The sequence below is a fragment of the Spirosoma soli genome, from assembly GCF_042684525.1.
Classification (GTDB): domain Bacteria; phylum Bacteroidota; class Bacteroidia; order Cytophagales; family Spirosomataceae; genus Spirosoma; species Spirosoma soli.
Genome location: NZ_JBHULN010000002.1, coordinates 227,480 through 253,379 on the forward strand (window position 1 = coordinate 227,480; position 25,900 = coordinate 253,379).

Here is a 25,900-nt window from a genome sequence, read left to right on the forward strand (position 1 = left end):
CTTACCCCAAATAAATACAAAACGTATGGAATAATCTAAATGAAATTATATTTTATTTCAGTAAAGTTTTATAAATTCAATTTGCACTATTTATCCTCTCATAACCAGTACTTTATTTATCTGTTTAGTAATTATGTAATTAGCCTAAGCGTCGGCTTAATTAAAGAAAAACATAAAACGTCTTATAAGATTAGTACAATTAAATTTTACTAGCTATGAAAATAACGTCCGCACTTATATCCGTTACGGTTATTGCATTTTTATCAGCTGAGGTTGCCCGAGCTGATATACCCGGAGTAGCCTGGCAGGCTGGTGAGCTGGTCATGTGGAACAACACAAGTTTAGCTGGCGATGTATCGTACAATTGGTCTACAGAGACGGTTCTACTTCGTCAGCGGAACGGGCAAATTCGTTCGTATTCAGCTCATACAGTTCGTCAATTTGGCTGGTTTGATCATAATCAGCACAAGTACCGCCAATTTTTATCGTTGGCTAGCCCGACAGGCAGTGATGTCATACTCCACCGGTTTTATGAACTTTGTTTGGATGGATCGTTGACAGTTATTCGACGGCTTAGACGGCCACATGGTTTATTTAAGCGTACGTTCAGCCACCCGGCTCACTATGCTGATACGCAGGAGTTGGCTCAAACATCTGAGCAGTTCGATTATTTCGTGTATGATGAAGGAGAATTTTTAACGTTCGACCGGTTTCATTCTGACATATACACCCCCAAGTTGATTACGCATGACCGTGAGTTACAACACTTTCAGCGAATACACAACATCAACGACCGCTCACTGCTTGGAAGATTGGTGTTAATTGACCACTACAATTTTTTAATGAAGCAAGACCAGAAAACAGCATCAATCCGTAACGCGAGCAAAGTTCCAGACTGATAAACATTCAGGTGATATAAACCATTATGTGTAGTCAGCAAGCATACAACACACTGGTGAAAATCAAATAAATAGACCTATTAATCTAATAATTATTATTTTAGCGCAATTCTTTTAAAAAACGCAGTAACTTTGTGCCCAGTTAGTTACATATATTTACTAATTATTGGTAGTGCAATGAGCCAAGAAGAGCCGTTTCAGATTAATGTAAATCAGCACTCTGAGACTCAACCTGACCCAACTTTAACATTACCCCAATTTAAGGCACTACTAGCCTACTACAAAGGGCTTGTCTACGAGACTTACCACCCACTAAGCTTCCAGCAAGAGCATGCCTTGTTTGCCGAAGAGGTATTGTAAACATCTCAGCTGTTATGAATCAGCCTGTACTTCAAAAGAGTAGCTGTCAGCTATTTACCGCTAACGCTTTAATGGCGAAGGCAGTTTTTGCAATACGGAGGCACCCTTATATGGCCGTTCTAACTGCTCTTTAAGAAGAGCTTGTTTGTCGGTTGAGTCAATTAACATTTTCAAAGTCATTCGTGACTTCTGCTCTCTCATCTTCGGGCTGCCCTCACAAACAAGGTTACGTATCCCCTCAAATTTAACTGATTGCAAGGCTGGCTTATTCGGAAGTAACTGGGCAAACGCCAATCCTTTTGCTTATTTTTGCGCCCTCAAATGACTGGTCAACCAGTTGACCGGATGCCTGACTGCCATGCTATTAAGCGAACAAGAAATAAACCGCCGACAAAAGCGAGAAGAATTGATGCGAATGGGCATTGACCCGTATCCCGCCGAATTATTCAACGTAACAACCACCGCTGCTGAGATTAGGGCCGCCTTTCAACCCAATCCGGGTGCTCACATTGAGCCCGAAATAGACCTCTCTGGCGATGAACGTTGGGGAGATATTCAGCTGGCGGGTCGGCTCATGATCGTCCGCATCAGCGGTAGCGCGTCGTTTGCGGAGCTACAAGACGCTACCGGGCGCATTCAACTTTACTTCCGGCGCGATGACCTTTGCCCCGACGATGATAAAACGTTGTACAACGTAGTTTTCAAGAAACTGCTGGATATTGGAGACATTATTGGGGTGCGCGGTAACGTATTTACGACCAAAACCGGTGAGTTATCAGTCTACGTCCGCGAGTTCAAAATCCTGAACAAATCATTACGTCCCCTACCCGTAGTGAAGGAGGTTATTAATGAACAGGGCGAGAAAGAAACGTACGATGCCTTCACTGATCCTGAGCAGCGCTATCGTCAGCGTTACGTTGACCTGATCGTCAATCCGCAGGTGCGCGACGTGTTTGTCAAGCGAACTAAACTTGTTAACTCGATCCGGCAATTTCTGAGCCAGAAAGGCTACCTGGAGGTTGAAACACCCATTTTGCAACCCATTCACGGTGGAGCCGCGGCCCGTCCTTTCCGTACGCACCACAATACGCTCGACATGACCCTTTATCTGCGTATTGCGAATGAGCTGTACCTAAAGCGCTTGATTGTAGGCGGTTACGATGGCGTTTTCGAATTTGCTAAAGACTTCCGAAACGAAGGCATGGACCGCACCCACAACCCAGAGTTTACCCAGGTTGAGTTTTACGTGGCTTATAAAGATTACCTCTGGATGATGGACACCATCGAAGAGATGGTTGAGAAAGTAGCGTTAGATGTGGCCGGAACAACGAAAGTGACCGTTGGCCAGAACATTATCGACTTTAAGCGGCCCTGGAAACGGATGACCATGTTTGAAGCCATCCAGGAATATACAGGTGTGGATGTTTCCGCTATGGAAGAAGACGAACTTCGTCGGGTAGCCGAAAGCCGGGGGATCAAAGTGGACAGCACCATGGGCAAATCGAAGCTAATTGACGAGTTGTTCGGCGACGCCTGTGAGCCAAACCTGATTCAGCCAACGTTCATTACCGATTACCCGGTGGAGATGTCGCCACTGACTAAAAAGCACCGCAGCAAGCCGGGCCTGGTAGAGCGTTTTGAGGCCATCTGTAACGGAAAAGAGATTGCCAATGCTTACTCTGAGCTTAACGATCCACTCGACCAGCGCGAGCGTTTTGAAGAACAACTACGTCTGGCCGAGCGGGGTGACGAAGAAGCTATGGCGCTGGACGAAGATTTTTTGCGAGCCCTGGAATATGGCATGCCGCCAACCGCCGGTGTGGGTCTGGGAATTGATCGCTTAACGATGATTATGACCAACCAGCCTTCTATTCAGGATGTGCTGTTCTTCCCGCAAATGCGCCCTGAGAAAAAGCTGGAACAGTCGGATGAAAGCGACTTTATAGCAGCCGGTGTGCCAGCAGAGTGGGTGCCAGCAGTGCAGAAGCTTGGATTTATGACGGTTGAGCTACTCCGCACGGCCAACCCGAACAAGTTGTTCAACGATCTCGGGGGCGTTCGAAAAAAGTTGAAAATGGACGCCAAAATGCCTGCTTTGGATGAGGTTAAGCACTGGATTGGGCAGTAGTCGCTATCCGACAGGGCTGTTGGAGCTACGTATAGTTACAAAAAAACCCCGCCTGTTTGCCGGGCGGGGTTTGAATTTCGTCTGGGTGACGGCTTAGTAATCTCCGTCTATTTTTTTCACCTTTACGGCGTTAAGTCCTTTTTTGCCGTCAACCACTTCAAACTGTACCCGGTCTTTTTCGCGGATGGTGATACCATTTAAGCCGGTGATATGGACGAAAATGTCCCGGTTGGTATCGTCTTCAACGATAAATCCGTAACCTTTACTCTCGTTAAAGAATTTTACTACACCTGTTTGCATAAAACGTGAACAATTAAACAATTAAACATACAAAGGGTCAGTTAGTAACAAAGATCGCGAAACAGGCACCACGACGCGCCTACGGCCAGGGCACTTGGTTGAGAATCAACGGACTTTGCTTGTAAATAGGCTAAATAATCGCTTATTGATGTTAGCCACGTTACAACACAAAGAAAATAAAAATGTTCCGACTTCAAACAAGTTAGAGCCACTTTTTAACTATTTCACTAAGTTTATATTGGTTTTCTTTGTAAACGGCAAACATTCTACCAAACGAAATCGTTAGCTTTACTCAGCAAAACTCAACGTATATAGGTACGCTTCACAAACTAGAATGGTATGGAAAAAATTAGATATTTCGTTGAAAAGCAAGCCTTTGGCGTCTGCACCTTGCTCGGCGAGAAAATGAGTATTTCCGCAAGTAGCATTCGACTATATTTTATCTACACATCGTTTCTGACGTTGGGGTCGCCAGTGGTGCTCTATCTTATCCTGGCTTTCTGGATGGAAATGAACAAGCACCTCCGTCGCCATGCTCACCCAACCATATGGGAGCTATAAAGCTGAGGAATCAGCTTTTACCCCACTTATTTCAGCAAAGGTTTTCTTGTTTTCCGCAAAATATTGCCAGACAATGCTCTGCGCGTAGAGCCTGGCCTCGGCTTTCTGCTGTTGCTGCAATGCAGTGCGCTGACGACGTAACTCGGGCAGTCGGCCATAGAATGCAAAGTGGGCTCGTATAATAGCCAGTACGTCGCGCCATTGACCGACTTTCAGGAACAGCACTGACGATAGACCATCCAGCACCAGTCTAAGCAAGATTTTTCCCCATAACCAACCATCGGCAGGCCAGTTTTTGTAGAGCATAAACAGGCTGTTGCGATAATTTAGGTAGGTCTTCTGCGGGTTAGATTTGTGCAGGGTGCCTCCACCAACGTGGTAGACAACGGATTGCCCACAAGCCCAGACTTCGTAGCCCAGGCGTTGCGCGCGCCAGCACCAGTCAATCTCCTCCATATGGGCAAAAAAGAAAGCATCAAAACCGCCCGTTTCATGGAATACATCGGCCCGCATGAACAAGCACGCACCCGTTGCCCAGAAAATACGCTGGTCATTGTCATACTGTCCATGGTCGGTTTCGAAGGTGGCAAACACGCGCCCCCGGCAGAACACATAACCGAGCCAGTCGACAAAGCCGCCCGCAGCACCAGCGTGCTCAAACAAGGTGCGCTCGCTGTAGGATCGGATTTTGGGTTGGCAGGCCGCAATTTTTGGATTGGCCTTCATCAAGTTGAGAACCGGCGAAAGCCAGCCAGGCGTTACCTCTATGTCGGAATTAGGCAGTACGTAATAAGTTGCCCCGCCATAGTGCGTCCGTATGTGTTCAAGAGCCAGGTTATACCCTCCGGCATACCCGTCATTGCGGGGTAACTGAATGACTATAACGGCGGGAAAATTAGCTTGTAAGAACGCTACGGACCCGTCAGTCGATGCACTGTCGGCTACATAAACTGGGTGCCCGTCGGCATTGGCCAGAACCGTAGGCAGAAATTTGGCTAAAAAAGATTGACCGTTGTAATTAAGAATGACAATTGCGAGGGTATCCACGTAGCAAATGTACGGCTTACGGTATTCAGTTTCTTGTGAGCAGTTTCATTACCCTGCTCAATCCTGTAGAGTGACTACCGTAACCCTAATTAATATCAAGACATCAGTCCATCCAGATTCAGACCAGGAATATTGGGCAATAAGCCTTCGGTGGCCTGGCGCAGGTGCTCACGCGCCTTAGTTTCAATATTGGCCATGGCTTTGTTCGTAGCGGCTACAATGAGGTCCTGCAGCATCTCCCGATCGTCGGGCTTTATGAGATCGGGGTCAATCTCGATTTTCAGGACGTTTTTCAATCCGTTGACCGTTACCCGCACCAAACCAGCGCCTGATTCTCCGGTTTCGGTCACAGTGCTCAGCGTTTCCTGCGCATCTTTCATTCGGGACTGAACTTCCTTCATTTTCCCAAACATATCCATCATGTTCATATTTTTCGAGTTAGTACGTTAATTAACCAGTAAACTACTATGTAAGCCTTTTAGTCAGCTAGCTAGTTACCAACCAGCTTACAAACTTACGAACCGGCTTACCTGATTAGCAACAAAGCGCCCGTACGAACAGTTTTCTGGCCCGTTAAATCGACAACTTCAATACGGTACATGTATTGTCCGGGAGGTGAGGGTTGCCCTTCAGCCGTTCCATCCCATCCTTTGGCCTTGTCAGTCGTGCTATAAATGACACTTCCCCAACGGTTGTAGATGGTCATTGTAAACTGATCAACATAAATACCTTTAGCAATGAAGGTTTCGTTAGTATTATCGCCATTAGGCGTAAAGGCGTCTGGAACCAGGATTCTAGCCTCGCGTCGGAACGTGAAAAAGTTAGAATAACTAGGCACGCCTGAGCTCGATACGGCAATAATGCGGTATTTCTGCGATTGCAAATTAGGGTCGTTCGGATCAGGCTCGAAATTGTTCTTCTTCTGAACTTCAACGTACTCCTTAGTACCGTTTACCGAGTCGATGACTTCAACTGTGTAGCCAGCAGCATCACCGGTAGAAAAAGGCGATTCGGTAGTCCAGCTGATACCCGATGTGCTCGCCCCGAGAAACACCGTGCAAACAGGTTGCGATGGTGGCGAGCTTAACTTACAGTTATTTTGATAAGTAATCTGATAGCAGTAAGACCCGGCGTCAGGGTTAGCACTTTCATCCACAAAGGTATTCCTGTTGACAGACGTACCAACCGGCTGAAAATTACCCGATGTACCGGTAGACCGACTAATTGCCAGTGTATAACTGGCCGACGCTCCTACACTGGGTAACCCGACGACAAGACGTGGGCGGTTGTTTTCAATAGAGACAAAAACATTACTCAAACTGCCCGGTGCTTCGCCATTAATACCGGTTGCACAAGCCGGAGCTGATGTTACAGTCGTTGGCCCAATGGTGGCTTCGAGCGAATAGCAATACGCTAAACCACATTGAATGTTGTTATTGTCGCTGTATGTCGTGGCGGTTCGGTTCGTCAATGCCCCGCCAACGGGATTTCCGTTTCGTAAGATCCGGTAATAACGAAACGGCTTAGCCGCAGATACTGTCCCCGCGTAAGCCTGCCAGCTCAAATCGTTCTGTTTACTAACTGCTTTGGCGTCTAACACAAGGCTACACACTTCGTCGGATCGAAAGCCAGCCGTGCTACAGGCATCCTGCGCAACCACCTGAAAGCACTGAACCTGTTTGGTATCTGCCTGAACGGTGAACGGCGCCGAGCCATTCCCTATCTGCCCCGTTGGTACGTAGTTTCCACTGGCGTCTTTCCGATACAGCTCTGCTGATGACCCCGAACTTACCTGATATTGAATGGAAATTGAGTTATCGTTCAAGGATGTCAATTTACTGATGGTCGGTTGGCTGGTTGTAGCAAACTGAGCAACTTGTGATGATCGTTCTCCATCGCAACCCGCTGGTGCTTCATAACGTCCTGTAATGCTGATGGTATAAGGGCCGTTGTTGTTGTATGTGTGCGTGGTTTGCGCCAAAAGCGTTGTCCGGTTACCAGCCAATACATTCCCATCTCCCCAGTTAAGAATGTACGTATCATATTGACCAAGCGTTGTTTGATCGAACACCAAGGTGGCGGTACGTCCCGAGCAGGCTTTAACCGTAAATTTTACGGGATCAAGTGGCAGAACCGTTACTGTTCTACAAAAAACCGACCCACTTCCACTACTACCTATTTGTATTATTGTGTATGATCCTGGTTGAGTATAAGTAAAGGAGGGTAAAGGCGTTCCGGGAACCAAGCTGGTAGGAAGGCCATTGCCATTATAACGGAAATCGTACCCATCATTACCTACATATGAAGGTTTACCAGTAATCTTTACTGGGGTCCCCACACATATCTTTTCTTTATCAATCGTAAATTCTCCTTTTGCTAGAGCCCCTGGATTGTTACAATAGTTTTGGTTCTGTCCTGATGAATACGTAGTGCCTAAAAATAGCAATATCCCGGTTAGGGCAGCCGTTCGCCCATAAACCAACGTACTGGTTTTATCGCCAATATCGGCCAGCCACGATCGTAAAATTTGCACGAGAGGATAAAGATTTTGTCGTTAGTATAATCTAAGTAGTTCTATTCGTAAAAACGTAACAACGGACATTTTCGCGTCTGGCGAAACGTATCTTTCTAAAAATCAGTTTTCAAAACAAATCAGCGTTTCAGATAACGTACTGAGTCTATATAGACTTGATAAACTGAATACCAAATATACTTCCGCCGACACGCATCAACCAAACAGATGAGCAATAATAGTACCAACATCGACCCAGCTAATCGTCCTGAGCCATCTCCCATTCGTCTCGACCGCATAGAGGATGCTGTTGCTGATATCAAAGCCGGGAAAATCGTACTTGTAGTAGACGACGAAGATCGTGAGAATGAGGGTGATATGATCTGTGCCGCCGAAATGATCACGCCCGAGATGGTTAATTTCATGGTTCGCGAGGCTCGCGGGCTCATGTGTGCTCCGCTCACTCAGGAGCGTTGCGATGAGCTCGGTCTCGACATGATGGTCAGCAGCAATACGTCCGTGCACACAACGCCCTTTACCGTATCCGTTGACTTGCTGGGCCACGGTTGCACTACCGGCATTTCGGCTTCCGACCGGGCCAAAACCATTCAGGCACTTGTAGATCCGTCCACAACGCCCGATGACCTGGGTCGTCCAGGTCATATTTTCCCGTTACGTGCCGTTGAAGGTGGGGTTATTCGCAGAGCGGGCCATACCGAAGCGGCCGTCGATTTAGCGCGGCTGGCAGGTCTTTCGCCCGTTGGTGTGCTGATTGAGGTATTGAACGAAGACGGTACGATGGCTCGTCTACCCGAACTACGCGTGCTGGCCGACCGCTTTGGTATGAAGCTGATCAGTATTCAGGATTTGATTGAATACCGGCTACAAACCGAAACGCTCATCCGGCGCGAGATCGGCGTGGACATGCCAACCGAATGGGGCCATTTCGACCTGATTGCTTACAAACAAAGCAATACTGGCGATACGCACCTAGCCCTGGTGAAAGGTACCTGGGAGCCTAATGAACCGGTACTCGTACGGGTTCACTCCTCCTGCGTAACGGGCGACATTTTTGGCTCCTGCCGCTGCGACTGTGGGCCGCAGCTTCATGCGTCTTTAAAAATGGTTGAAGCCGAAGGCAAAGGCGTTGTAGTGTATATGTTTCAGGAAGGGCGTGGCATTGGCCTCATCAATAAACTCAAAGCGTATAAATTACAGGAAATGGGCCGCGACACCGTCGAAGCGAACCTCGACTTAGGCTTACCCATGGATGCCCGTGATTATGGCGTGGGCGCACAGATTCTGCGCGACCTTGGTATTCGTAAGCTTCGGCTTATATCGAACAATCCGAAAAAGCGGGCGGGTTTGATGGGCTATGGTCTTGAAATAGTCGATACGGTACCTATTGAGATTCCGTCTAATCCGCATAACGAACGGTACCTCCGGACGAAGCGCGACAAGATGGGGCATACCATTATGAACGAGCCCGTCAATCAAGAGCAACGACTGTAGCCTGGACTGCACGGGTGACCCCGCGCTGGTCCGGGTCGCCCGTGCAGTCCAGGCTACGCTACGTTAATGCACTTTGCCAAAAGTTTTCTCACCAGCTTCTATTTCGACTGGCAGAACGTTATTTTTTGGCGGTATCGGGCACGAATAGCCTTCACTATAAGCGCAATATGGATTGTAGGCCTTGTTGAAGTCCAGCATTAGCTTACCGTCTTGTATGTCCCCAATTCGTAAATCCAGGTAGCGCCCTCCCCCATACGTTGCCAGGCCCGACGTAGCATCTTTAAAAGGCAGAAACAGATAATCCCGATACTGCGGCATGCGGGCCAGGTTTAAGTTACGGTAAATGGTCAACTGTTGCGGCTTGCCCTTCACCGAAAACGAAAGCACCGCGTATTTCACGTGGGGACTCGTTTTGCCGCTGTAAGTGGGCATTTCAAACGGTTTGGCATCGGGCGTGAGCTGTACCGTGGCCGTTACCCGGTAAGTCGAATCGGGCGCATAAAACCGCAAATAATCCACATCTTCTTGTGTCTTCAGCGGGCTGCTGGTGGTTATCAGGAATTCTTTCTTGTACGTATCGCGATGCCGAGCAATCTGATCAGCATAGTTCGTTTGCGCTACCGCGACCGTTGTAAATGAAAATGCGATTAAAATCAACAGGATAGGCATAACGGATTGAACAAACAGGCGCTACAACGTGAACTGGCCTACGCCTGACTATGTTATTTAAGTACGAATCAACTACTTCGGTTTGATAAACGCAATTTTCCATGAGCCAGCCCAAAGCTTCTTTTAAAGAACTTATTCACGGCGATAAGCCTGTCTTGGTTGATTTTTACGCCGATTGGTGCGGGCCATGTAAGCAACAGGCCCCTATCCTGAAACAACTCACCGAGCGAGTTGGTGATAAGGTTCGTGTTGTCAAGGTGAATGTAGACCACAGTCAGGCAGCGGCTAATCAATACCAGATTCGGAGCATTCCAACCATGATTCTGTTTAAGGACGGAAAAATCGTTTGGCGTCAGTCGGGTCTCCAGCCACTGCGCACCCTGGAGGGGCTAGTACATCAATTCGGCGAATAAGCCATTTCAGCCATATAGCTATTCATCCAGCCCGGTATTTTTAATTGGTACAGACGAAGTCGTTTGTCGTAGCAGTTAAAAAGTACCGGGCTGTCGCTTTATTACTAGATTAGCTTATGACAAGCACTGGCACTTAAGCCGCGCTGGTTTGTACTTTCTTTTATGCTTTCATGAAAAAGCTTTTGTTACTAGTACTTTTTTTACCCATTGTCATTGCCAAAGCCCAAACGAGTACGGTGCATATTATTCCGCAGCCCGTTGATGTTAAACAGCGTCCCGGCACTTTCCTCCTAACAAAAGCAACCGTAGTCGCCTATGCTCAGCCCGAAAGCCGGACGGTGGCCGAAATGCTGGCGACGAAGCTTTCAACACCAACTGGCTATACGTTTACCGCCAAACCAAGTAAACTTACTACACCAGGTACCATTCAGTTAAGCCTGAACAGCCTACCAAATGCGCAACTGGGCAACGAGGGGTACACAGTTGATGTGTCGCCCAAAGTGATCAAAATTGCAGCCAATAAACCCGCCGGACTTTTCTACGGGATGCAGACTTTACTGCAACTGTTTCCGAAAGAAATGGCTAGTACGAGTCTGGCGAAAAGCAGTTGGACGGCTCCCTGCGTTCGGATTACGGATTACCCACGCTTTGGCTGGCGAGGGGTTATGCTCGACGTAAGCCGTCATTTCTTCTCCAAAGAAGACGTTATGCGCTACATTGACGAGATCGCTCAGTTGAAATATAACACCTTCCATTGGCACCTAACCGATGACCAGGGATGGCGAATTGAAATAAAATCCCTGCCCAGGCTTACACAAGTAGGCGCCTGGCGCGTACCACGAATTGGCAAAATAGGTCAGTTAGCCCCACCCAAAGCGGGTGAAGCCCCCACCGACGGTGGTTTTTATACCCAGGAAGACATCAAAGAGGTCGTTCGATATGCCCAGGAACGTAACGTTACCATTGTTCCCGAGATTGATGTACCGGGGCATAGCATGGCGGCCATTGCGGCTTATCCTGAGCTGTCGTGTACCAAAGACACCAACACGCGTGTGAATGCGGGCAGCAACTTTTCGGAGTGGTACGGCAATGGTAAGTTTAAGATGTTCATTGATAACACGCTCAACCCTTCCGACGAGCATGTATATGCGTTTCTCGACAAAGTCTTCACCGAAGTAGCCGCTCTGTTTCCAAATCCATACATTCACGCCGGTGGCGACGAGTGCTACAAAGGGTATTGGGAAAACGATCCAGGTTGCAAGGCTCTGATGCAGAAAATGAACATGAAGCACTCGGAAGAATTGCAGAGCTATTTCATGAAACGGGTGGAACAGATCCTGAAAGCAAAAGGCAAAAAGCTGATAGGCTGGGACGAAATTCTGGAAGGCGGCATTGCCCCCGAAGCAACGGTCATGAGCTGGCGGGGCATCAAAGGCGGTATTGAAGCGGCTAAGCTGGGGCACGAAGTGGTTATGACGCCCAACCAGTATGCCTATATTGATTACATGCAGAGCGATCCAACGGTTGAGCCGCCCATTTACAGTACCCTCCGGCTTAAAACATGCTACAACTACGAACCTGTACCCGACAGCGTTGATGCGAAGCTTATTTTAGGCGGACAGGCAAACCTCTGGACAGAAGCGGTCAGTACGTTAAGCCACGCAGAATATATGACGTATCCTCGTTGCTGGGCCTTGGCCGATGTGTATTGGTCCCCAAAAGAAAGTAAGAATTGGGAAGGGTTTATACCCCGCATGGAAACCCAGTTTGAGCGGGCCGATCTGGCAGGCATCAACTACGCCCGTAGCGCCTACGATCCCATTGTGACAACAACCCTGAAGGGTAATAAACTGGTGGCGTCGATGGACACCGAAATACCGGGACTGGACGTTTTCTATACCATTGATGACAGCGTGCCGGGTCGCTACGCCAACAAGTATGGTACGCCCATCGAAATACCCGAAGGTCCGATCACGCTACGCGTTATTACGTACCGAGCGGGCAAACCCATTGGCCGAATGCTTACCCTGAAGCGAGATGATCTACGGAAACGGGCGAAATAATTTGTCTGGTTCATCTGTCTGGCAATAATTGTGCTTACATCGGATCATCACGTACCGTTCGATCCCGTATCAAACAAAATACGCCCATCATGCTTTATTACTTTGTGCCCATAGGCTGGGTAGTATTTCTTAAAAAGATACGACAATGGAAGATGAACAGCGATTAGATGGTGTAGGATTAAATATTCAGGCCGTCAATATTGAGGTAGACGATGACTTTCGGGATAGAATTGTACAGTCCCTGGGCAAACTTCGACGGTACTACAGTGGCGATGTTATCATAGCGGAGGTATACATGCGTGAAGAAGCCCACCCTGGCCCAAACGAAAAATCATTGCGAATCCGCTGTGGTGTACCGGGAACTGAGGTTTTCGCGGAAGAATCAGGCCAGAACTGGGATGCTATGCTAAACGATGTTACGGCGAAGCTTAAACGACAGCTGGAACACAAATTTGCTAACTCTCAGAACAGCTATCGAAATCGGTAATGCTCTTTGGTACTAGCTACGGCAAGCAATCGTATAAAATTCGCTAGGGTACGTAGTAACTTGTTTAATTCCTAGGGGTAATCTGGCTAGCCTGAACCGACAGCCTCCCGGAGCATATTAGACGCCAAGAAGAAATTGGCGAACGAGGATTGCATCAGTAGGTCTGGACCAACGTTTAGATAGAGAAAACTTTGGAATAGTCCCATCGTCACGGTAAGAAAGAAAGTGGCAGTCTGACTGAGCGTTTTTGTCATGATAAAAGTATGACCAGTTAGGTTCGGCGAGAATGAGTAATTCGGACTTACCGCCAAGTATGAAAACGACGTTGGTGCATACCGGTTAAATTAGCTATTTATCCGGTATGTGACTACCGTTTATGATTTGCCATCACTTGTCGACTTACCAGCTACTGGGCGCGGCCCGGTTTCTACGGACGGCTCTGATCCTGAGTCGGCGCTCCGACTGCTGACAGATCTGTTTGCTAATGGCTAAAATGAGGTTGTTTGTGCGTTACTTTTTTGAACATCTTCTTCGGTTCTGGGAAGAAAAACGGTGCTCAGGTTTTGCCGGGCTTCGGCCTGCACGCTTTCGATAAACGGACGAAAGTTATGGTTATAATTCTCAAACGCTAATGCGTAGTTGCCATCGTGTTTCTGCAAAGCATCGGCTAAGGCCGCAGCACCGCTCATCGCCAGTGAACCACCCATACCCGCGGCCGGAGAAGCGCAATAAGCGGCATCGCCCACTAAGGCCACGCGGCCTTTTGTCCAGGATGGCATTTTGATTTGATAGAATTCAACAAAGTAAAAATTATCCGACCGCTGCATTTCGTCCAATAGTTCGGCGGTACGCCAGCTTTGCCCGAAAAACTGCTCAAAAATCAGCTGTCTTTGCTGCTCCTTATTGCGGTAATCATAAGGAATTTCTCTGTCTGAAACAAAGCTAAAAATAACATCCGTCTTATTATTGTAGGCATTTAGGGTAATGGACTTACCCGGCACTCGGAACAACTGCATCGTGCTTTGTTTGATCAGCAGTTTATTCAAAATGGTCAGCGAGCCATACGCATTCAAAAAATGGGCATACTCAGCTTCATCACCAAACCAAAGCCTTCTCACACCGGAGTGGGCCCCATCGCAGCCCAGCACCAAATGAAAAGAGCGTTGTGAGCCATTTGTAAACGTCACGGCTATATCTTCTTCTGTCTCCTGAAGGGCTGTAATACTGTCGTTAAATAGAAAGGTAACGTCGTTTTTCAACTCCCTAAACAGAATACCGATAAAGGCATCCCGCTCGATCTCCAGGTCGTCAGACGCTCCGTCTTCCAGCTGTATCAAGCCCTCCGTCAGATCGTCCGCATTCTTGAACTCTACCCGATCCACGTGTAAGCGGTACTTTTTCAATTGGTCAAACAGACCCATGCGTTTCACAACGTCTATCGTATCGCCCTTGAAATCAACGGCCGCCCCATTGACACGGGGCTGAGGGGCCATTTCGACTACCGTTACCCGATACCCTAACCGGTTCATCCACCAGGCAGCGCTAAGCCCGGCTATACTGGCTCCCGAAACGAGCACTTCTTTCCCTTTTATTGAGTCCATTGTATAGGCGATTTTTATGATGACACAAAGGAACTTCACCTAATCAGGATAGAAAATGCAAGGAAAGGGTACGTATTGGACTAACCGCGGTTTTTCGTTCGAAAGGCTAAAGCGGTCATGCCGGTAGCTTTCGTGAAGAGCCGTGAAAGATAAGGGTAATCGTCATAGCCCAATTCGGCGGCAATTTCTTTTACGGATTGATCGGAATGATAAAGCAGCCGTTTGGCTTCCAGGATGATTCGTTGCTGAATATGATGAGAAACCGAATGGCCGGTCGTGTTTCTAACGCATTCATTGAGGTAAGCGGTCGATAGATTTAGTTTCTGGGCATAGTCTGCCGGACGTTTGGCCGTCGTATAATTACGTTCTAAGTGTTTTCTAAACGCTTTGGTGACCAGGTCAAACCGTGTAAGCTTGTTGGGTGATTTAGTTTGTTCTAAATAGGTGGAAAGGATCAAGCCCACCATTGCGTTACAAGCATCTTTTAGCAAGGAATGATCCAGTTTAGCCGAACGCGGCCCGGCCGAACGCGGCCCGTTGGCTTTCCAATTAACCAGGTTTAGGCAAAGTGATACGGCTTGGTTAAGGAGGGCAAACGTTTCAATGGCTAACGCTAAAGGTTTTACGGGGACAAGGTCTTCTAACAGGTTCAGATACTCGGGGTTCAGATTTTCATTCGTCATGGCTAAACTAACGACGGTTATCTGGTCATGAGCGGTTGTCCGGTGTACCTGATCCGGATGAATGTAGATGACCGTGTGAGGCTCCATCCTGTAGTGTTGAAAATCAATGTCAATAGTCACGGTTCCTTTTAGGAGCAGGTGGAATGTATGGGTGTTGTGTCGGTGTGCTAGTCGATCTTCGTCACTGGTATTTACGGTAGTTAGCGGAGGTAAATGCTCGAAGGATATTTTTTCAATGGCAATGCCTACGTCCAGATTGTCAGTCATCGTATTGACCGGTATGGGTTTTGTTTTTTTAGCCATTGGTTTTAATTCCCTGTATAGAGAGCGGTTAAAAACTTTATCTTGTAAGCGGCAAAAGTGTCCACTTTTTTTAAAACTATACCGTTGATATGGTCCTGAAAATCAGGACACGAAACTTTTTAACTTCGTGTACCGCTACGGCGGTAAGAGTCGAAAGGATTATATCCCGACGAAAAATCATAGCTACTCCAACGTTTTGTAACCCTAAAGGGTCTAGCCATAAATGAGTTATACATGAATACCTATAGACCTCTCATTAGCTGGCTATTGATCGGTAGTCAGCTGCTTGGTTGCCGCGACGATCAAGTCGCCCCTCAACTCCCCCCGGAAACCCAGGTCGGTCAGAAAACGTTCGGCTGTTTAGTGAATGGTAAGGTCTGGTTGCCAGGAGGAAAGATTGCCGCTTGGAGGCTGGGCGGCCAGAAAAGTAACCTGGAAGTGACTACAGGACTGAGTCCCGATTGTAAGAGTACATACCTACAGGTGCATGCCCAGATTAATCAGGGTGAAAAGTGGATTAATTTCTTCAAAGTGGGCATTACCCAGACCGGTACTTACTCACTCGGGGTTGATTCAACCTCGAGCGTCAGTTATCGCGGTGAAGAGTTACCCGTTAGTTGCCGGGATTACTACACCGATCGCCGTAATTCCCATGGACGGATTATTGAGGGCGAACTAACCTTAACGCGTTACGACCAGGTCGTGGCCGGTCGCTTTTCGTTTGTCTTTGTGCAGCCCAACTGTGATACGATTCGCATCACGGATGGTCGTTTTGATTACTGAACCGGAGTCGACTTACCTAGTTGGTAGTCCAAGCGCATTGATACGACGATTGCTTAATATGAAGGCGTTTCTGGGTGGGCTCAAAAGACGTTTACTAGCCTGTTTTCAATTGGATTAATAAAGTTGCAACTCGTTGTTGTCATGACTATAAATACTACATCTCTTCACACATTAAGCGCTTGGGCGGGCCTGTGCTTACTAGTTCTTGCCAGTTCCTGCGAGAAACCCGTTGATGCCGGTAAAAACACAGACGGATTACCCAGCGGTAGGCAAGCCTTACTGACCCTGTGCAACCCTCCCATTCCCGGGGCGATCAACGCACCCATTGAGGGTAGTAATCTATACCAGGCGAACCGGGTGGAGTTGTTGCTACGCAACCGAAGGCTATTCGGTGAGCTTGGTAAAATGATTTTTGTATTCAGCCAATATGTAAGCTACTACTCTATATTGATTACAAGCGACAGAAAGGCGTATCTGTAATTAAAGAGCCCTCTCCAGAAAGGGCTTTCATCTTTTCGGGCGCTTAGCTGATTGAGCAGCATCTTTTGGCCAAAAACTAGCCAGAGTATAATACCATAAAACAGGGCAAAGGCTAAAAAGCTCATGATTATAAGTGGCTCCCTTCTGTTGTATAATCTGGTTTATGATAGCTAAAGTATGAAACTTCAGGCTAAACACTCGTATACGAACCGTTTCAATAAAGGCCCCATTTATGAAGCAGTGTCATGCATCAGTCAACCCTTAGTTTGCTCCTGCCAGGCTAAGTATCGGTAAACCGTCGCTCGGCTTAGATGAAACAACTGACCAATCTCTAAAATCGTATGTGTCTTCAGGGCATACATGGTCTTAACCGCCCGTGCTTTTACTTGAGCTTCTGGAGTAAGACCTTTAGGACGGCCCCCTACACGTCCCCTGGCACGAGCCGCGGTTTGGTACGCTCTCGAATCAGGTCTCGCCGGGTCGCCGACGGTCAGCCGCGGCTGTGCAATCGAACTCGGCCAGCGAGGTAAATAGGTTGAAGACTAAGCTACCTTGAGCGGTGGTGGTATCGATGGACACCGTGGCGCGGCATCATTTAGACTACGGAAACCAATGCCTTTGGTTTGACAGTCATTGATCAAGGTGAAAAGCTCTTTTAGCGACCTGCCTAACCGCCGGGTGGCCGGTGCCATCCAGTTTCCAGACGATGATTGTGTCTCCTTCTCGAAGTACCTCCAGCATCTTTTGAAGTTGCGGGCGTACCTTAGCCGAAGACACCTTTTCCTGAACTATCTTCTGACAACCGGCTTTTTTGAGGTCATCCAGTTGCAGGGCTAGATTTTGATCTTGCTGGTCCGCCGGTGCGGTTGATACGCGTGCATAGCCCAATAACATAAAAATAGCCGAACTGGTGTAGGTCATTTTTGAGCAGATGCGATTAGTAGTCAATTGGTTGCATCTGCTCAAATAAGGGTCTACCGTCACCATATTTGAAAAGCGGACCTATCCAAAATCCCTCAGTTCATAGTGTGGTGCATTTATGTGAGACGGTTCCATTTTAGGACGGCTGGCTGATATGTGCGTGCTGGCTTGTGGTTCGCTACCCTTATACGGCTATCACCGAAAGGGTGGCCTTCATATGGCTATGCTTAATCTAAATCCTACTGGTCTACCAATCAGCTCAAGCTACGGTTCATTTTTCAGCTACTTCCTGCAAAGGAAGATAATAGCGCGTGTGTCGGAGCTTTCCCTGCTTCTTCAAAGCGCCTAGTTCAACCATCTCAGCTAAGTCCCGGGTAGTCGTAGCTCTTGAGGTTTTAGCGATCCGCATATAGTTTTCAGCACTTAAGCCTCCTTTAAAGCCAACTAGTCCTTCCTGGAACAAACGTAATGCTACTTTGATCTGTCGATCATTCAACTGCCCACTATACAGCTCAAAATAGCGAGCTTTATAGACAATAAAGGCAATCATTTTCTGAACGTAGACTTGGGCTTCTAGAATCTTTTCAGAAAAATAGATGAGCCATTCCGTGATGTTCAAAGAGGTGTTGGCCCGCTCTAAAGCTTGATAGTAAGCCTTTTTATCCTGCTCGATGGTACTGGATAAGGAGGTAATCAATGATTGCCGGGCCCCAATGGCCATTGCCTTTTCGGCAATGGTACGCCCAATGCGCCCGTTTCCATCCTCAAAGGGATGGATCAATTCGAAATATAAATGGGCTATACCCGCATGAACAACCGTTGGTATTTGCCCTTCAGCAGCTCGATTGAACCAATCAATGCATTGATTCATCTCCTCTTCCACCCGGTCGGATGGAGGAGCTTCATAGAATACTTTGGGCATGTCTAACCGACCGGATACGATTTGCATTGGATCGGCATGGGTCCTGTAGCCACCAATCGTTTCTAAATCAATTCGGCCGTTCATAATCATTTTATGCCACAAAAAAAGACGTTCTTGGGTAAGTGGTTCCTGGTAGCTTCTGACTAGGTCGACCATCATCTGAGCGACACCTGTTTCTTTTGGCCCCGCCCGTCTTCCATCCGTTTGTAAGCCTAATTGTTTGCGGATTGATGACTGAACGGAATTACGGTCCAGGATCTCACCTTCAATTTTTGAGGTGTCAAGCGCTTCATTACTGAGTAGAGTAACCCGTAATTCATTGATCTCATCAGCAGAAACGGCAGCTAATGATCCAATAATGACCCCCGCATTTCGATGGAACTCCCGCTCAAAGTGGGCGAACCTTGCTGGATCAAACGTAAACTGCGGCCAGTTGGGTAGTTGCCAAATCCATTTCATGAGTTATAGAGGTACATTCTATAGCTCAATATTAGTCATAAAATGAGTTATAGAGTGCAGGTTTATGACTCATATGTTATTACTCCATACTTATGCAACAGCATACTAAGACTTATCAAGTATCATGACTGCAATTCCGAGTGACCTCCAGTTTAGGTAGGACTTATTAATTTTAGCAAGGATTCTCCACGTTAAAAAGAACAAGACATCAATAAAAGAGCGTTTTTAAGCGACGTTACTCTGCACCCATCAGCATCAGGTCCATCAGAAGTAGGAGAAGCGAGAACCCTATTTTTCATAACACTCTACTCCTGTTGGACCTCTCGTCTTTGAGCAAACAACCAGTCCAATAGGCCAGGCGTAGCGTCTAAGCTTGGGTTAAGATAGTGCCCCACTCCCGCAAACTCGGTGTAACGTGGATGTCCACCCGCTTGTTGAATTGCCTTGATGACAGTTCGGCATCCCTCAACCGGCACATTCCGATCTGTTTCGCCGTGAAAGGCCCAGATGGCTATGCCTACCATGTTTTTGGCCAAGCTAGGGTCACCGGCTCCACTTAAGGGCAGGGCAGCAGCAAACACCCCCGGGCGAGTCCCGATGAAAGACCAAGTGCCATAACCTCCCAGCGAATGACCGGCCACGTAAAGCCGATTGGGGTCAATGCTAAATTCCCTTTCCAGAGCGTTCAGCAAGTCAAAAACGATCGTATCCCGTGGCACCAAGTGCGGTAATCCACCCCAACTGGTGCCACGGGAACACTGAGGAGCCAGGATAAAGGCAGGGTATTTTTTCCGATTTCTCGGCTCGGTCAGTCGCTGAATTTCCCAACTGGCTAATTGGCGGATATTGTCGGTGCCGTAACCCGCTCCGCCGTGCAGGCTGACCAACAGCGGATACCGTTGGGTAGAATCATAGCCTTCTGGTCTGAGCAGGCGATACGAGAGCGTGTCACCACGCCGATTGGTAAACGTACGAGCTTCGAAAATCCGGGACTGTTTGATGGCTTCCGGCTGGGGATAGCTGGCCCTGATTCCTTCACCGAACAGGCTTACGCCCAGAAACAGGAAAGCGACTATGCCGATAAGTCGAGCCGCGTCTATCAAGATTGTTTGCCAGGAAGACAGGTTCGAATCTGAGGGTTGCGACGGGGCAGTTGGATGTTGCCATAAATAGCCGACGAAAAATATGGGCTGTAAACTGGCCATAAATGAAAGCCCCAGCTGCCACTTCTCCAGAGTTGGCGTAGGGCGACCGCTATAGACCTGCATCGAGACGATTAGTAGGACCAAGGCACTACTTGCCACCAGGAAGCTGGACACCCCAGCGGCTTTTAGCCAGCCGTTTTTTCCGGCGGGAGAAAGCACCAGGCTGCTCGCTGCTAAGAGGCTGGCACCGAGATCGAGTACTAAAACAAAGGGGTAATAGCCTTGAAGAGCCCTAGTCAGCGGTAACAGAATACAATAGAGCAGTGCCACCCGCAGCAAGGCGGTAAAAAAAGCGAACAAACCCGTAACAAAAGCTGCCCGGAATTGCTGGATATAGTAAAATCGAAGTAGAAGTGCTGTACCCAGTAAAGAGGTCAGATTAGCCGCCAAAAAGTAATTGGCGAATGAGGATTGTGTCACTAAGTCCGCGCCCACGATCAAATAGAGCAGGCTTTGGAAGAGGCCCATGGCTAGGGCAAGACCCAGGAAGAAAAGGGCATTCTGGCTGAGAGATTTCGTCATTATAAGCGTATGGCTATGTTTGCCAAAGTACAAACCTCAGACTAAATACCGTTTTACAAATCGCCCGGATAATGGGGCAGAAGCATAAACACTCTTTCATCTCATGCAGGAGCATTTTTAATAACTGTCAACTCCAGTGAATACCATACGTCCTGTTGTATAAGCTGAATACGTGTCAGCCAAAGTACGGGAGATCAGTCTTGATACTTGTAAATTATCCGTTTCACGAAGCGTACTTTCAGGCGACAAGTACATGAATGATTTTAAAGCAATTTTGCGCCTTATAGCGTTTTACAAACGAGCCTAACAAAAGAAGAACTTGACGAACCATTATGGACGAATTTATAAAATTCATCAGAGGTATCATCTGGATCGATGAGCTGGATTTACAGCTTGTGCTTTCCCGATGCCAGGAACGGCAAATTCCCAAAGGCAAACTGCTGTTAAGAAAAGGACAAATTGCCAGTCAGTATTTTTTCATTGTATCCGGGGGTGTCCGGTTCTTTTATGATGCCCATGATCAGGAAACCACGACCTGGGTGACGTTTACTAATGAGTTTTTTACGGAGATTTCAAGTCTCCACTCCCAAAAGCCATCGCGGTTTAACATTGAAGCCATCGAGGAAACGAAGCTGATCGTGATTGATAAAAAGGACATGGACTTCTTATATGGCCAGGTGGCGGCCTGGGAAGCGTTTGGCCGGAAAATATGGGAAGCGATGACCGTTAGGATGATCGATCAGATCCTGAATTTCCAGACGCTATCGGCGCAGGAACGGTATCTGGCCTTCATGAGCAATTCTGAACTGATCCAAAAAGTGCCGGTCAAGCAGGTAGCTGCCGTACTGGGGATCACCCCCAATGCCCTGAGCCGGATCAGGAAAAAAATTCGGTAAAAGTCATTCTCTACCATTTGGTAGTTTTGCCCCTCCGTAGCCAGGGTACTTTTGGGTCATCAACAAAAGAAGCGATGACTCAACCCAACGAGAACCCAACGGTGCCTCAGAATCAGTATGATGATGAGGAGTTAATCAGGCATTTTCCAGGCTTTATCAATCGGTATGCAACCGTGAATGGCGTGCAGTTGCATTACGTAGAAGGCGGTACAGGCATGCCTTTGGTTTGTTTGCCCGGCTGGCCCCAAACCTGGTATTCGTATCACCCCGTTGCGGCAGAACTCGCCAAACGATACCGGGTGCTCATCGTGGACATCCGAGGGATGGGTAGCTCGGAAAAACCTCAAGACGGCTACGATAAGAAAACAATGGCCGCCGATATAGCAGCCCTGTTGAAGCAATTAGACTTGACCAACGTGCATATCATGGGGCACGACATTGGTGGGATGGTAGCCATGAGTTTTGCGTTTAATTATCCGCAATGCACCAAAAAGCTGATTGTCCTGGATGGCGCCCATCCCAGCGAGGGCATACTGCAGATGAGCCTGATCCCCCCTGCCGGTACGTTTACGGAGAAAATGGATGCCAATAGGCCCTACGCCTGGTGGATGGGATTCAACCAGGTAAGAGGATTACCGGAAAAGATTCTGACTGGCCGTTTTCAACACCTGCTGGACTGGCTTTTTAGCTATGTCATGATTGACGATAGCAAGATGTCGGTCTTTGAGCGAGCGGTGTATGCTTCGTCTTACAATGATCCCGATAGCATCCGGGCGGCTAATGCCTGGTATCAAACGTTTCTGCAGGATATAGACGACGCTAAAGCCTACCCACCCCTGGCAATGCCGGTGCTGGGGATTGGAAGCTACATCAGTTACAACTACATGAAGATGGGGTTGCCTTACGTGGCCAAAGACCTGCAACTGGTTGGGATTTTGGATAGTGGTCATTACCTGTTCGAAGAGCAACCTGCTCAGGTACTTGATGCCGTGTTGAGCTTCCTGGTCTGATTTATACCTGAACCATTAAAAAAAGTACATAAATGAGAAAAACAATAATCGTGTTCGGGGCTACCGGTAATTTGGGGAACCGGATTGTGAGAAAACTGATAAAAAGAGGGGCGGCCGTACGGGCCGTTGTCAGAATGGCCACCGATCCTGACAAAGTGAAAGCCCTGGAACACCTGGGGGCTACCGTTCAGGAAGTCGATCTGGACAGCGTTGATGCCCTCGCCAAAGCGAGTACGAGTGCTAGTTGCGTTGTGTCGGCCCTGGCCGGTTTAGGCGATGTGATTGTTGATCTGCAGAATCGAATTGTAGCGGGTGCCCTCCAGGCTGGCGTGCCGCGATTTATTCCCTCCGACTTTTGCACCGATTATACGGATCTGGTGCCGGGCGAAAACCGGAATTTTGATTTGCGAAGAGCCTTCAGAAACGATCTCGACCGTACACCCATACAGGCTACTTCGGTTTTCAACGGTGCTTTTGCCGACATCCTGACCTACAACACCCCGCTGCTGAACCTGAAAGAAAAGAGCATCGGTTACTGGGGCGACAAGGCCGACTGGAAACTGGATTTCACTACGATGGACGACACGGCCGCCTTCACGGCCGAAGTAGCGCTGGATGACGAGGCTCCCCGAAACCTGCAGATTGCCAGTTTTCAGGTCAGCCCTACCGGACTCTGGCAAGACGTGAAACAGGCAACGGGTCAGAAGTTCAGGCTTCAACAATTGTCGGGTCTCGACGATTTTGCCCGGTTCATCCAAAAACAAAGGGCCCAGTACCCGGCCGGAGAGAACGAGTTATATGCGAAATGGCAACAGGGACAGTACATGTATTCAATGTTCACCACCCACCATACCCAGTTAGCCAACAGCCGCTATAACCACCTTACCTGGACGACAAGCGTAGATTTTATCAAGTCATTCATTCAATAAACGAATGACTTTACACAAGTATGTCTGGGAGGCACGCTCCATGACGCTTACTAGTCACGCGGGAACGCCCATACGGGCGTTCCCGCGTTTTGTGGGGTCAGTTCTTTGATGCCGCGAACGGCGTAAAACCCAGCAAAGCGGTCTCAACATCGTGGCAGCACAAGCTTATTGAGCTTCTGTTGACGGTTTGTCCGAAGCATCCTGGAGAAACGCCCGGCACATAGCCATCATTCGTTGACGAAACTTCTCAATCGTTTCAGGAGTGGGACTGTTCTCAAATACAACCCGGGTCGCTCCCGTAAGGGATGCCAGTAACGTAAAGGCCACTCCATCTATATCCTGGAAGCGAGCGTCCGGTACGCTGGACAGCAGTCGGGTCGTGCTGTCCTGGAACCGATCGAAGACCGAATTAACCAGATCGGCCACGGCCAGTTCGGCTGATGCCAGGTAAAGCGCCCGCGATGCTTCAGCGTGTTTACTCTTTGCTGAGATATAAGCGGAAACCAACGCGTCCGAGGCCAATGCGATGGATTGGCCTACATTCTCCTGACAACACGCTTCAACGGCGTTGGCCACTTCACCCAGGTAGCGTTCAATGACGGCGTACAGCAGTGCTTCTTTATGGGGAAAATACTGGTACATCGTTCCAACTGACACGCCAGCCCGCTCCGCCACTCGGGTAGTGGTCATACGCTGGACTCCCTGGCTGATTAAAACCTGAATAGTGGCCTCGAAAATGGCATCAACGGTTGCTTCAGAACGGGCCTGACGGGGTGATTTTCTCGCTTTTAGGGCCGTAAGCGGCTTAAGAGGCATATGCGAATCTGAAAACTGAAGGATGCTTCATAATTTTGTGCAAAGAAAGTCAGCCATTAAAGCAAAGTCAACTTTCTGCTTAAAGTCTGCTGGTTTTCAACTTCAGTCAACACGTAATGTCAACACATCATGACCGCATCATCCACAGAAACGATCCAGCTTGCCGAGAACGAACGTATGACGCAAACGCAAATCGAAACAGCGTTGCAGAAGATAGCCGAAGGCTTTCGTTCCTGGCCAAACGCGCCAATCATGCACTGGCCCGATGAGCAAGGGTTAGCGTATGAGGATGTCTTTTTTCCATCTGAAGACGGTACACTCCTTGAGGGTTGGTTTATCCCCAAGCGGGGGTCCGATAAACTCATTATCGCTAACCATCCCCGCTGGTTCAACCGGGCTGGCTTGCCGTCTCATCTCGAACCCTGGAAATCACTCGGAAGCTCGGCCGGTAACGACTTCGAGGTTAATTTCGTGCCTGACTATAAAATCCTGCACGACGCCGGCTACAATGTGCTGGCCTACGATATGCGTAATTTTGGTCACAGCAGCGCAGCGAATGGGGGTATCTTTTCGGTCGGCCGTTATGAGTCCCGCGATGTCGTTGGCTCCTTAAATTACGTTCGCAACCGGCCCGACACCCGCCATATGACGATTGGCCTTTTCAGCCGATGTATGGGCGGTAATGCCACCCTATTCGCGATGACCCGTCGGCCAGACGTCTTTGAGGGTGTACGCTGTCTGGTCTCGCCCCAGCCCCTGTCCAGTGGCGTCGCGCTGGAGCGTGCATTAGAGCGACTGGGTATCCCGGCCACCTACATGGACGACCTGAACGAGCGCATCCGGCGGCAAACGAGCTTCACGATTAATCAGTTCTCACCGGTCCCCTGGGCGAAGTATGTCATGATCCCAACGTTTTTATACCAGGTGCGCGATGATCTCTACACCCGGCCCTCTGACATCCAGGCTATGTACGACAATATTCCGATTGCGGATAAAAAGTTAGTCTGGATTGACGGTACGACCCGGCGATGGGACGGCTATACTTACTTTCAGCGTGAGCCGCAACAGATGCTCGATTGGTTAAATCGATTTATGGCTTAATTGGGTAATTAGTTCGGCGGAGAGTAGTTTTGGCCAGGGACAAGGGCACATGATTAAGTAACCGTCAAACCAACTCAGCCGTAACCTGCACCGTTAGTCCGGCACCTCGGCGGCCTGACCCGGCTCGGCGGGCAACACCCCGCTAGCCCTCTGACGGGAGTCCTGCGTTTGTAGGTACACCTGCATCCGGGCTCGCATCACCGAGCCGAGCGCCTGGCATACTTTAGTCGATTGCTGGCCATACCTCTACTTAAGACGTCCACACAGCCCGCCGGTTGCCTCGTGCAACCGGGCTGTCTGTTTTAAATGCCAGGTTTT

General features: G+C 48.5%; 28 protein-coding genes. 15 read left to right on the plus strand and 13 right to left on the minus strand.

Annotated elements, in window-relative coordinates:
- The first annotated feature begins 215 nt into the window (after positions 1-215).
- The 3 genes from ACFSUS_RS04490 (at position 216) to lysS (ending at position 3,387) form a co-directional block, all read left to right on the plus strand.
- On the plus strand, positions 216-899 hold the full coding sequence (locus tag ACFSUS_RS04490; protein ID WP_381519659.1) for a hypothetical protein: 684 nt from the start codon (positions 216-218) through the stop codon (positions 897-899).
- 177 nt (positions 900-1,076) lie between these two features.
- Positions 1,077-1,259 carry a hypothetical protein gene (locus ACFSUS_RS04495; RefSeq protein ID WP_381519662.1) on the plus strand — a complete coding sequence of 61 codons (183 nt, stop codon included), beginning with the start codon at positions 1,077-1,079 and terminating at the stop codon, positions 1,257-1,259.
- A 358-nt stretch (positions 1,260-1,617) separates the two neighbouring features.
- On the plus strand, positions 1,618-3,387 hold the full coding sequence (lysS, locus tag ACFSUS_RS04500) for a lysine--tRNA ligase (RefSeq protein ID WP_381519665.1): 1,770 nt from the start codon (positions 1,618-1,620) through the stop codon (positions 3,385-3,387).
- A gap of 93 nt (positions 3,388-3,480) precedes the next feature.
- Here the strand turns inward: lysS and ACFSUS_RS04505 are convergent, their stop codons facing one another.
- Entirely contained in the window at positions 3,481-3,687 is a 207-nt protein-coding gene (locus ACFSUS_RS04505; RefSeq protein WP_381519668.1) for a cold-shock protein, read from the minus strand.
- A 339-nt stretch (positions 3,688-4,026) separates the two neighbouring features.
- Here ACFSUS_RS04505 and ACFSUS_RS04510 point away from each other — a divergent pair, with 339 nt between their 5' ends.
- The gene (locus ACFSUS_RS04510) at positions 4,027-4,248 is read left to right on the plus strand and encodes a PspC domain-containing protein (RefSeq protein WP_381519671.1); all 222 of its coding nucleotides are present in this window, start codon (positions 4,027-4,029) and stop codon (positions 4,246-4,248) included.
- Here the strand turns inward: ACFSUS_RS04510 and ACFSUS_RS04515 are convergent.
- From ACFSUS_RS04515 to ACFSUS_RS04525, 3 genes are all read right to left on the minus strand, one after another.
- Positions 4,243-5,295: a glycosyltransferase family 2 protein gene (locus ACFSUS_RS04515; protein WP_381519673.1), complete on the minus strand. Its 1,053-nt coding sequence runs from the start codon at positions 5,293-5,295 to the stop codon at positions 4,243-4,245. The genes ACFSUS_RS04510 and ACFSUS_RS04515 overlap by 6 nt on opposite strands.
- Before the next feature lie 95 nt (positions 5,296-5,390).
- Positions 5,391-5,723, minus strand: a complete 333-nt coding sequence (locus ACFSUS_RS04520; RefSeq protein WP_381519676.1) for a YbaB/EbfC family nucleoid-associated protein — start codon at positions 5,721-5,723, stop codon at positions 5,391-5,393.
- Between the two features lie 98 nt (positions 5,724-5,821).
- A complete protein-coding gene (locus tag ACFSUS_RS04525; RefSeq protein WP_381519679.1) occupies positions 5,822-7,828 on the minus strand; it encodes a gliding motility-associated C-terminal domain-containing protein in 2,007 nt (668 codons plus the stop codon).
- A 207-nt stretch (positions 7,829-8,035) separates the two neighbouring features.
- Between ACFSUS_RS04525 and ACFSUS_RS04530 the strand changes: the two genes are divergently transcribed.
- Positions 8,036-9,319 (plus strand): bifunctional 3,4-dihydroxy-2-butanone-4-phosphate synthase/GTP cyclohydrolase II, encoded by a 1,284-nt coding sequence (locus tag ACFSUS_RS04530; RefSeq protein ID WP_381519683.1) that lies wholly within the window; start codon positions 8,036-8,038, stop codon positions 9,317-9,319.
- A gap of 63 nt (positions 9,320-9,382) precedes the next feature.
- On the opposite strand, the gene ACFSUS_RS04535 is transcribed toward ACFSUS_RS04530, so the two are convergent.
- Entirely contained in the window at positions 9,383-9,988 is a 606-nt protein-coding gene (locus ACFSUS_RS04535) for a DUF1684 domain-containing protein (RefSeq protein WP_381519686.1), read from the minus strand.
- Between the two features lie 101 nt (positions 9,989-10,089).
- Between ACFSUS_RS04535 and trxA the strand changes: the two genes are divergently transcribed.
- From trxA to ACFSUS_RS04555, 4 genes are all read left to right on the plus strand, one after another.
- On the plus strand, positions 10,090-10,401 hold the full coding sequence (trxA, locus tag ACFSUS_RS04540) for a thioredoxin (RefSeq protein WP_381519689.1): 312 nt from the start codon (positions 10,090-10,092) through the stop codon (positions 10,399-10,401).
- 170 nt (positions 10,402-10,571) lie between these two features.
- Positions 10,572-12,464, plus strand: a complete 1,893-nt coding sequence (locus ACFSUS_RS04545) for a beta-N-acetylhexosaminidase (protein ID WP_381519692.1) — start codon at positions 10,572-10,574, stop codon at positions 12,462-12,464.
- 145 nt (positions 12,465-12,609) lie between these two features.
- Positions 12,610-12,951: an HPF/RaiA family ribosome-associated protein gene (locus tag ACFSUS_RS04550; protein WP_381519694.1), complete on the plus strand. Its 342-nt coding sequence runs from the start codon at positions 12,610-12,612 to the stop codon at positions 12,949-12,951.
- A gap of 363 nt (positions 12,952-13,314) precedes the next feature.
- Entirely contained in the window at positions 13,315-13,443 is a 129-nt protein-coding gene (locus ACFSUS_RS04555) for a hypothetical protein (RefSeq protein WP_381519696.1), read from the plus strand.
- On the opposite strand, the gene ACFSUS_RS04560 is transcribed toward ACFSUS_RS04555, so the two are convergent.
- Both ACFSUS_RS04560 and ACFSUS_RS04565 read right to left on the minus strand, forming a co-directional pair.
- On the minus strand, positions 13,440-14,552 hold the full coding sequence (locus tag ACFSUS_RS04560; protein ID WP_381519698.1) for an FAD-dependent monooxygenase: 1,113 nt from the start codon (positions 14,550-14,552) through the stop codon (positions 13,440-13,442). The two genes, ACFSUS_RS04555 and ACFSUS_RS04560, sit on opposite strands and share 4 nt — an antisense overlap.
- An 80-nt stretch (positions 14,553-14,632) precedes the next feature.
- Positions 14,633-15,538, minus strand: a complete 906-nt coding sequence (locus tag ACFSUS_RS04565; RefSeq protein ID WP_381519701.1) for a helix-turn-helix domain-containing protein — start codon at positions 15,536-15,538, stop codon at positions 14,633-14,635.
- Positions 15,539-15,772: 234 nt separating this feature from the next.
- Here ACFSUS_RS04565 and ACFSUS_RS04570 point away from each other — a divergent pair, with 234 nt between their 5' ends.
- Entirely contained in the window at positions 15,773-16,321 is a 549-nt protein-coding gene (locus ACFSUS_RS04570; RefSeq protein ID WP_381519704.1) for a hypothetical protein, read from the plus strand.
- A gap of 141 nt (positions 16,322-16,462) precedes the next feature.
- Positions 16,463-16,801, plus strand: a complete 339-nt coding sequence (locus ACFSUS_RS04575; RefSeq protein ID WP_381519707.1) for a hypothetical protein — start codon at positions 16,463-16,465, stop codon at positions 16,799-16,801.
- Between the two features lie 254 nt (positions 16,802-17,055).
- Here ACFSUS_RS04575 and ACFSUS_RS04580 read toward each other — a convergent pair whose 3' ends face one another.
- From ACFSUS_RS04580 to ACFSUS_RS04600, 5 genes are all read right to left on the minus strand, one after another.
- Positions 17,056-17,163 (minus strand): hypothetical protein, encoded by a 108-nt coding sequence (locus tag ACFSUS_RS04580; protein ID WP_381519710.1) that lies wholly within the window; start codon positions 17,161-17,163, stop codon positions 17,056-17,058.
- A gap of 180 nt (positions 17,164-17,343) precedes the next feature.
- A complete protein-coding gene (locus ACFSUS_RS04585; RefSeq protein ID WP_381519713.1) occupies positions 17,344-17,493 on the minus strand; it encodes a recombinase family protein in 150 nt (49 codons plus the stop codon).
- A complete protein-coding gene (locus ACFSUS_RS04590) occupies positions 17,432-17,722 on the minus strand; it encodes a recombinase family protein (RefSeq protein WP_381519715.1) in 291 nt (96 codons plus the stop codon). The genes ACFSUS_RS04585 and ACFSUS_RS04590 overlap by 62 nt, the downstream gene beginning before the upstream one ends.
- Positions 17,723-17,993: 271 nt before the next feature.
- On the minus strand, positions 17,994-19,103 hold the full coding sequence (locus tag ACFSUS_RS04595; RefSeq protein ID WP_381519718.1) for a Fic family protein: 1,110 nt from the start codon (positions 19,101-19,103) through the stop codon (positions 17,994-17,996).
- A gap of 305 nt (positions 19,104-19,408) precedes the next feature.
- On the minus strand, positions 19,409-20,830 hold the full coding sequence (locus tag ACFSUS_RS04600; RefSeq protein ID WP_381519721.1) for a carboxylesterase family protein: 1,422 nt from the start codon (positions 20,828-20,830) through the stop codon (positions 19,409-19,411).
- 332 nt (positions 20,831-21,162) lie between these two features.
- On the opposite strand from ACFSUS_RS04600, the gene ACFSUS_RS04605 reads away from it, so the two are divergent.
- The 3 genes from ACFSUS_RS04605 to ACFSUS_RS04615 all read left to right on the plus strand — a co-directional run bounded on the left by ACFSUS_RS04605 (position 21,163) and on the right by ACFSUS_RS04615 (position 23,665).
- Positions 21,163-21,726 carry a Crp/Fnr family transcriptional regulator gene (locus ACFSUS_RS04605; RefSeq protein ID WP_381519724.1) on the plus strand — a complete coding sequence of 188 codons (564 nt, stop codon included), beginning with the start codon at positions 21,163-21,165 and terminating at the stop codon, positions 21,724-21,726.
- A 74-nt stretch (positions 21,727-21,800) separates the two neighbouring features.
- Positions 21,801-22,736 (plus strand): alpha/beta fold hydrolase, encoded by a 936-nt coding sequence (locus ACFSUS_RS04610; RefSeq protein ID WP_381519727.1) that lies wholly within the window; start codon positions 21,801-21,803, stop codon positions 22,734-22,736.
- 32 nt (positions 22,737-22,768) lie between these two features.
- Complete coding sequence (locus ACFSUS_RS04615; RefSeq protein ID WP_381519730.1) at positions 22,769-23,665, plus strand: NmrA family NAD(P)-binding protein; 897 nt, start codon at positions 22,769-22,771, stop codon at positions 23,663-23,665.
- Between the two features lie 165 nt (positions 23,666-23,830).
- Here ACFSUS_RS04615 and ACFSUS_RS04620 read toward each other — a convergent pair whose 3' ends face one another.
- Positions 23,831-24,481, minus strand: coding sequence for a TetR/AcrR family transcriptional regulator (locus tag ACFSUS_RS04620; RefSeq protein WP_381519733.1), 651 nt, complete (start codon positions 24,479-24,481; stop codon positions 23,831-23,833).
- A 129-nt stretch (positions 24,482-24,610) separates the two neighbouring features.
- Here ACFSUS_RS04620 and ACFSUS_RS04625 point away from each other — a divergent pair, with 129 nt between their 5' ends.
- Positions 24,611-25,582, plus strand: a complete 972-nt coding sequence (locus ACFSUS_RS04625) for an alpha/beta hydrolase family protein (protein ID WP_381519736.1) — start codon at positions 24,611-24,613, stop codon at positions 25,580-25,582.
- Positions 25,583-25,900: the final 318 nt, after the last annotated feature.

What these genes read in the sequence shown, in the direction of transcription:
- ACFSUS_RS04490 (WP_381519659.1), top strand. Translation starts at nt 216, where the DNA reads ATGAAAATAACGTCCGCACTTATATCCGTTACGGTTATTGCATTTTTA.
- ACFSUS_RS04495 (WP_381519662.1), top strand. Translation starts at nt 1,077, where the DNA reads ATGAGCCAAGAAGAGCCGTTTCAGATTAATGTAAATCAGCACTCTGAG.
- lysS (WP_381519665.1), top strand. Translation starts at nt 1,618, where the DNA reads ATGCTATTAAGCGAACAAGAAATAAACCGCCGACAAAAGCGAGAAGAA.
- ACFSUS_RS04505 (WP_381519668.1), bottom strand. Translation starts at nt 3,687, where the DNA reads ATGCAAACAGGTGTAGTAAAATTCTTTAACGAGAGTAAAGGTTACGGA.
- ACFSUS_RS04510 (WP_381519671.1), top strand. Translation starts at nt 4,027, where the DNA reads ATGGAAAAAATTAGATATTTCGTTGAAAAGCAAGCCTTTGGCGTCTGC.
- ACFSUS_RS04520 (WP_381519676.1), bottom strand. Translation starts at nt 5,723, where the DNA reads ATGAACATGATGGATATGTTTGGGAAAATGAAGGAAGTTCAGTCCCGA.
- ACFSUS_RS04530 (WP_381519683.1), top strand. Translation starts at nt 8,036, where the DNA reads ATGAGCAATAATAGTACCAACATCGACCCAGCTAATCGTCCTGAGCCA.
- ACFSUS_RS04535 (WP_381519686.1), bottom strand. Translation starts at nt 9,988, where the DNA reads ATGCCTATCCTGTTGATTTTAATCGCATTTTCATTTACAACGGTCGCG.
- trxA (WP_381519689.1), top strand. Translation starts at nt 10,090, where the DNA reads ATGAGCCAGCCCAAAGCTTCTTTTAAAGAACTTATTCACGGCGATAAG.
- ACFSUS_RS04545 (WP_381519692.1), top strand. Translation starts at nt 10,572, where the DNA reads ATGAAAAAGCTTTTGTTACTAGTACTTTTTTTACCCATTGTCATTGCC.
- ACFSUS_RS04550 (WP_381519694.1), top strand. Translation starts at nt 12,610, where the DNA reads ATGGAAGATGAACAGCGATTAGATGGTGTAGGATTAAATATTCAGGCC.
- ACFSUS_RS04560 (WP_381519698.1), bottom strand. Translation starts at nt 14,552, where the DNA reads ATGGACTCAATAAAAGGGAAAGAAGTGCTCGTTTCGGGAGCCAGTATA.
- ACFSUS_RS04565 (WP_381519701.1), bottom strand. Translation starts at nt 15,538, where the DNA reads ATGGCTAAAAAAACAAAACCCATACCGGTCAATACGATGACTGACAAT.
- ACFSUS_RS04570 (WP_381519704.1), top strand. Translation starts at nt 15,773, where the DNA reads ATGAATACCTATAGACCTCTCATTAGCTGGCTATTGATCGGTAGTCAG.
- ACFSUS_RS04575 (WP_381519707.1), top strand. Translation starts at nt 16,463, where the DNA reads ATGACTATAAATACTACATCTCTTCACACATTAAGCGCTTGGGCGGGC.
- ACFSUS_RS04580 (WP_381519710.1), bottom strand. Translation starts at nt 17,163, where the DNA reads ATGTATGCCCTGAAGACACATACGATTTTAGAGATTGGTCAGTTGTTT.
- ACFSUS_RS04585 (WP_381519713.1), bottom strand. Translation starts at nt 17,493, where the DNA reads ATGGCACCGGCCACCCGGCGGTTAGGCAGGTCGCTAAAAGAGCTTTTC.
- ACFSUS_RS04590 (WP_381519715.1), bottom strand. Translation starts at nt 17,722, where the DNA reads ATGACCTACACCAGTTCGGCTATTTTTATGTTATTGGGCTATGCACGC.
- ACFSUS_RS04595 (WP_381519718.1), bottom strand. Translation starts at nt 19,103, where the DNA reads ATGAAATGGATTTGGCAACTACCCAACTGGCCGCAGTTTACGTTTGAT.
- ACFSUS_RS04600 (WP_381519721.1), bottom strand. Translation starts at nt 20,830, where the DNA reads ATGACGAAATCTCTCAGCCAGAATGCCCTTTTCTTCCTGGGTCTTGCC.
- ACFSUS_RS04605 (WP_381519724.1), top strand. Translation starts at nt 21,163, where the DNA reads ATGGACGAATTTATAAAATTCATCAGAGGTATCATCTGGATCGATGAG.
- ACFSUS_RS04610 (WP_381519727.1), top strand. Translation starts at nt 21,801, where the DNA reads ATGACTCAACCCAACGAGAACCCAACGGTGCCTCAGAATCAGTATGAT.
- ACFSUS_RS04615 (WP_381519730.1), top strand. Translation starts at nt 22,769, where the DNA reads ATGAGAAAAACAATAATCGTGTTCGGGGCTACCGGTAATTTGGGGAAC.
- ACFSUS_RS04620 (WP_381519733.1), bottom strand. Translation starts at nt 24,481, where the DNA reads ATGCCTCTTAAGCCGCTTACGGCCCTAAAAGCGAGAAAATCACCCCGT.
- ACFSUS_RS04625 (WP_381519736.1), top strand. Translation starts at nt 24,611, where the DNA reads ATGACCGCATCATCCACAGAAACGATCCAGCTTGCCGAGAACGAACGT.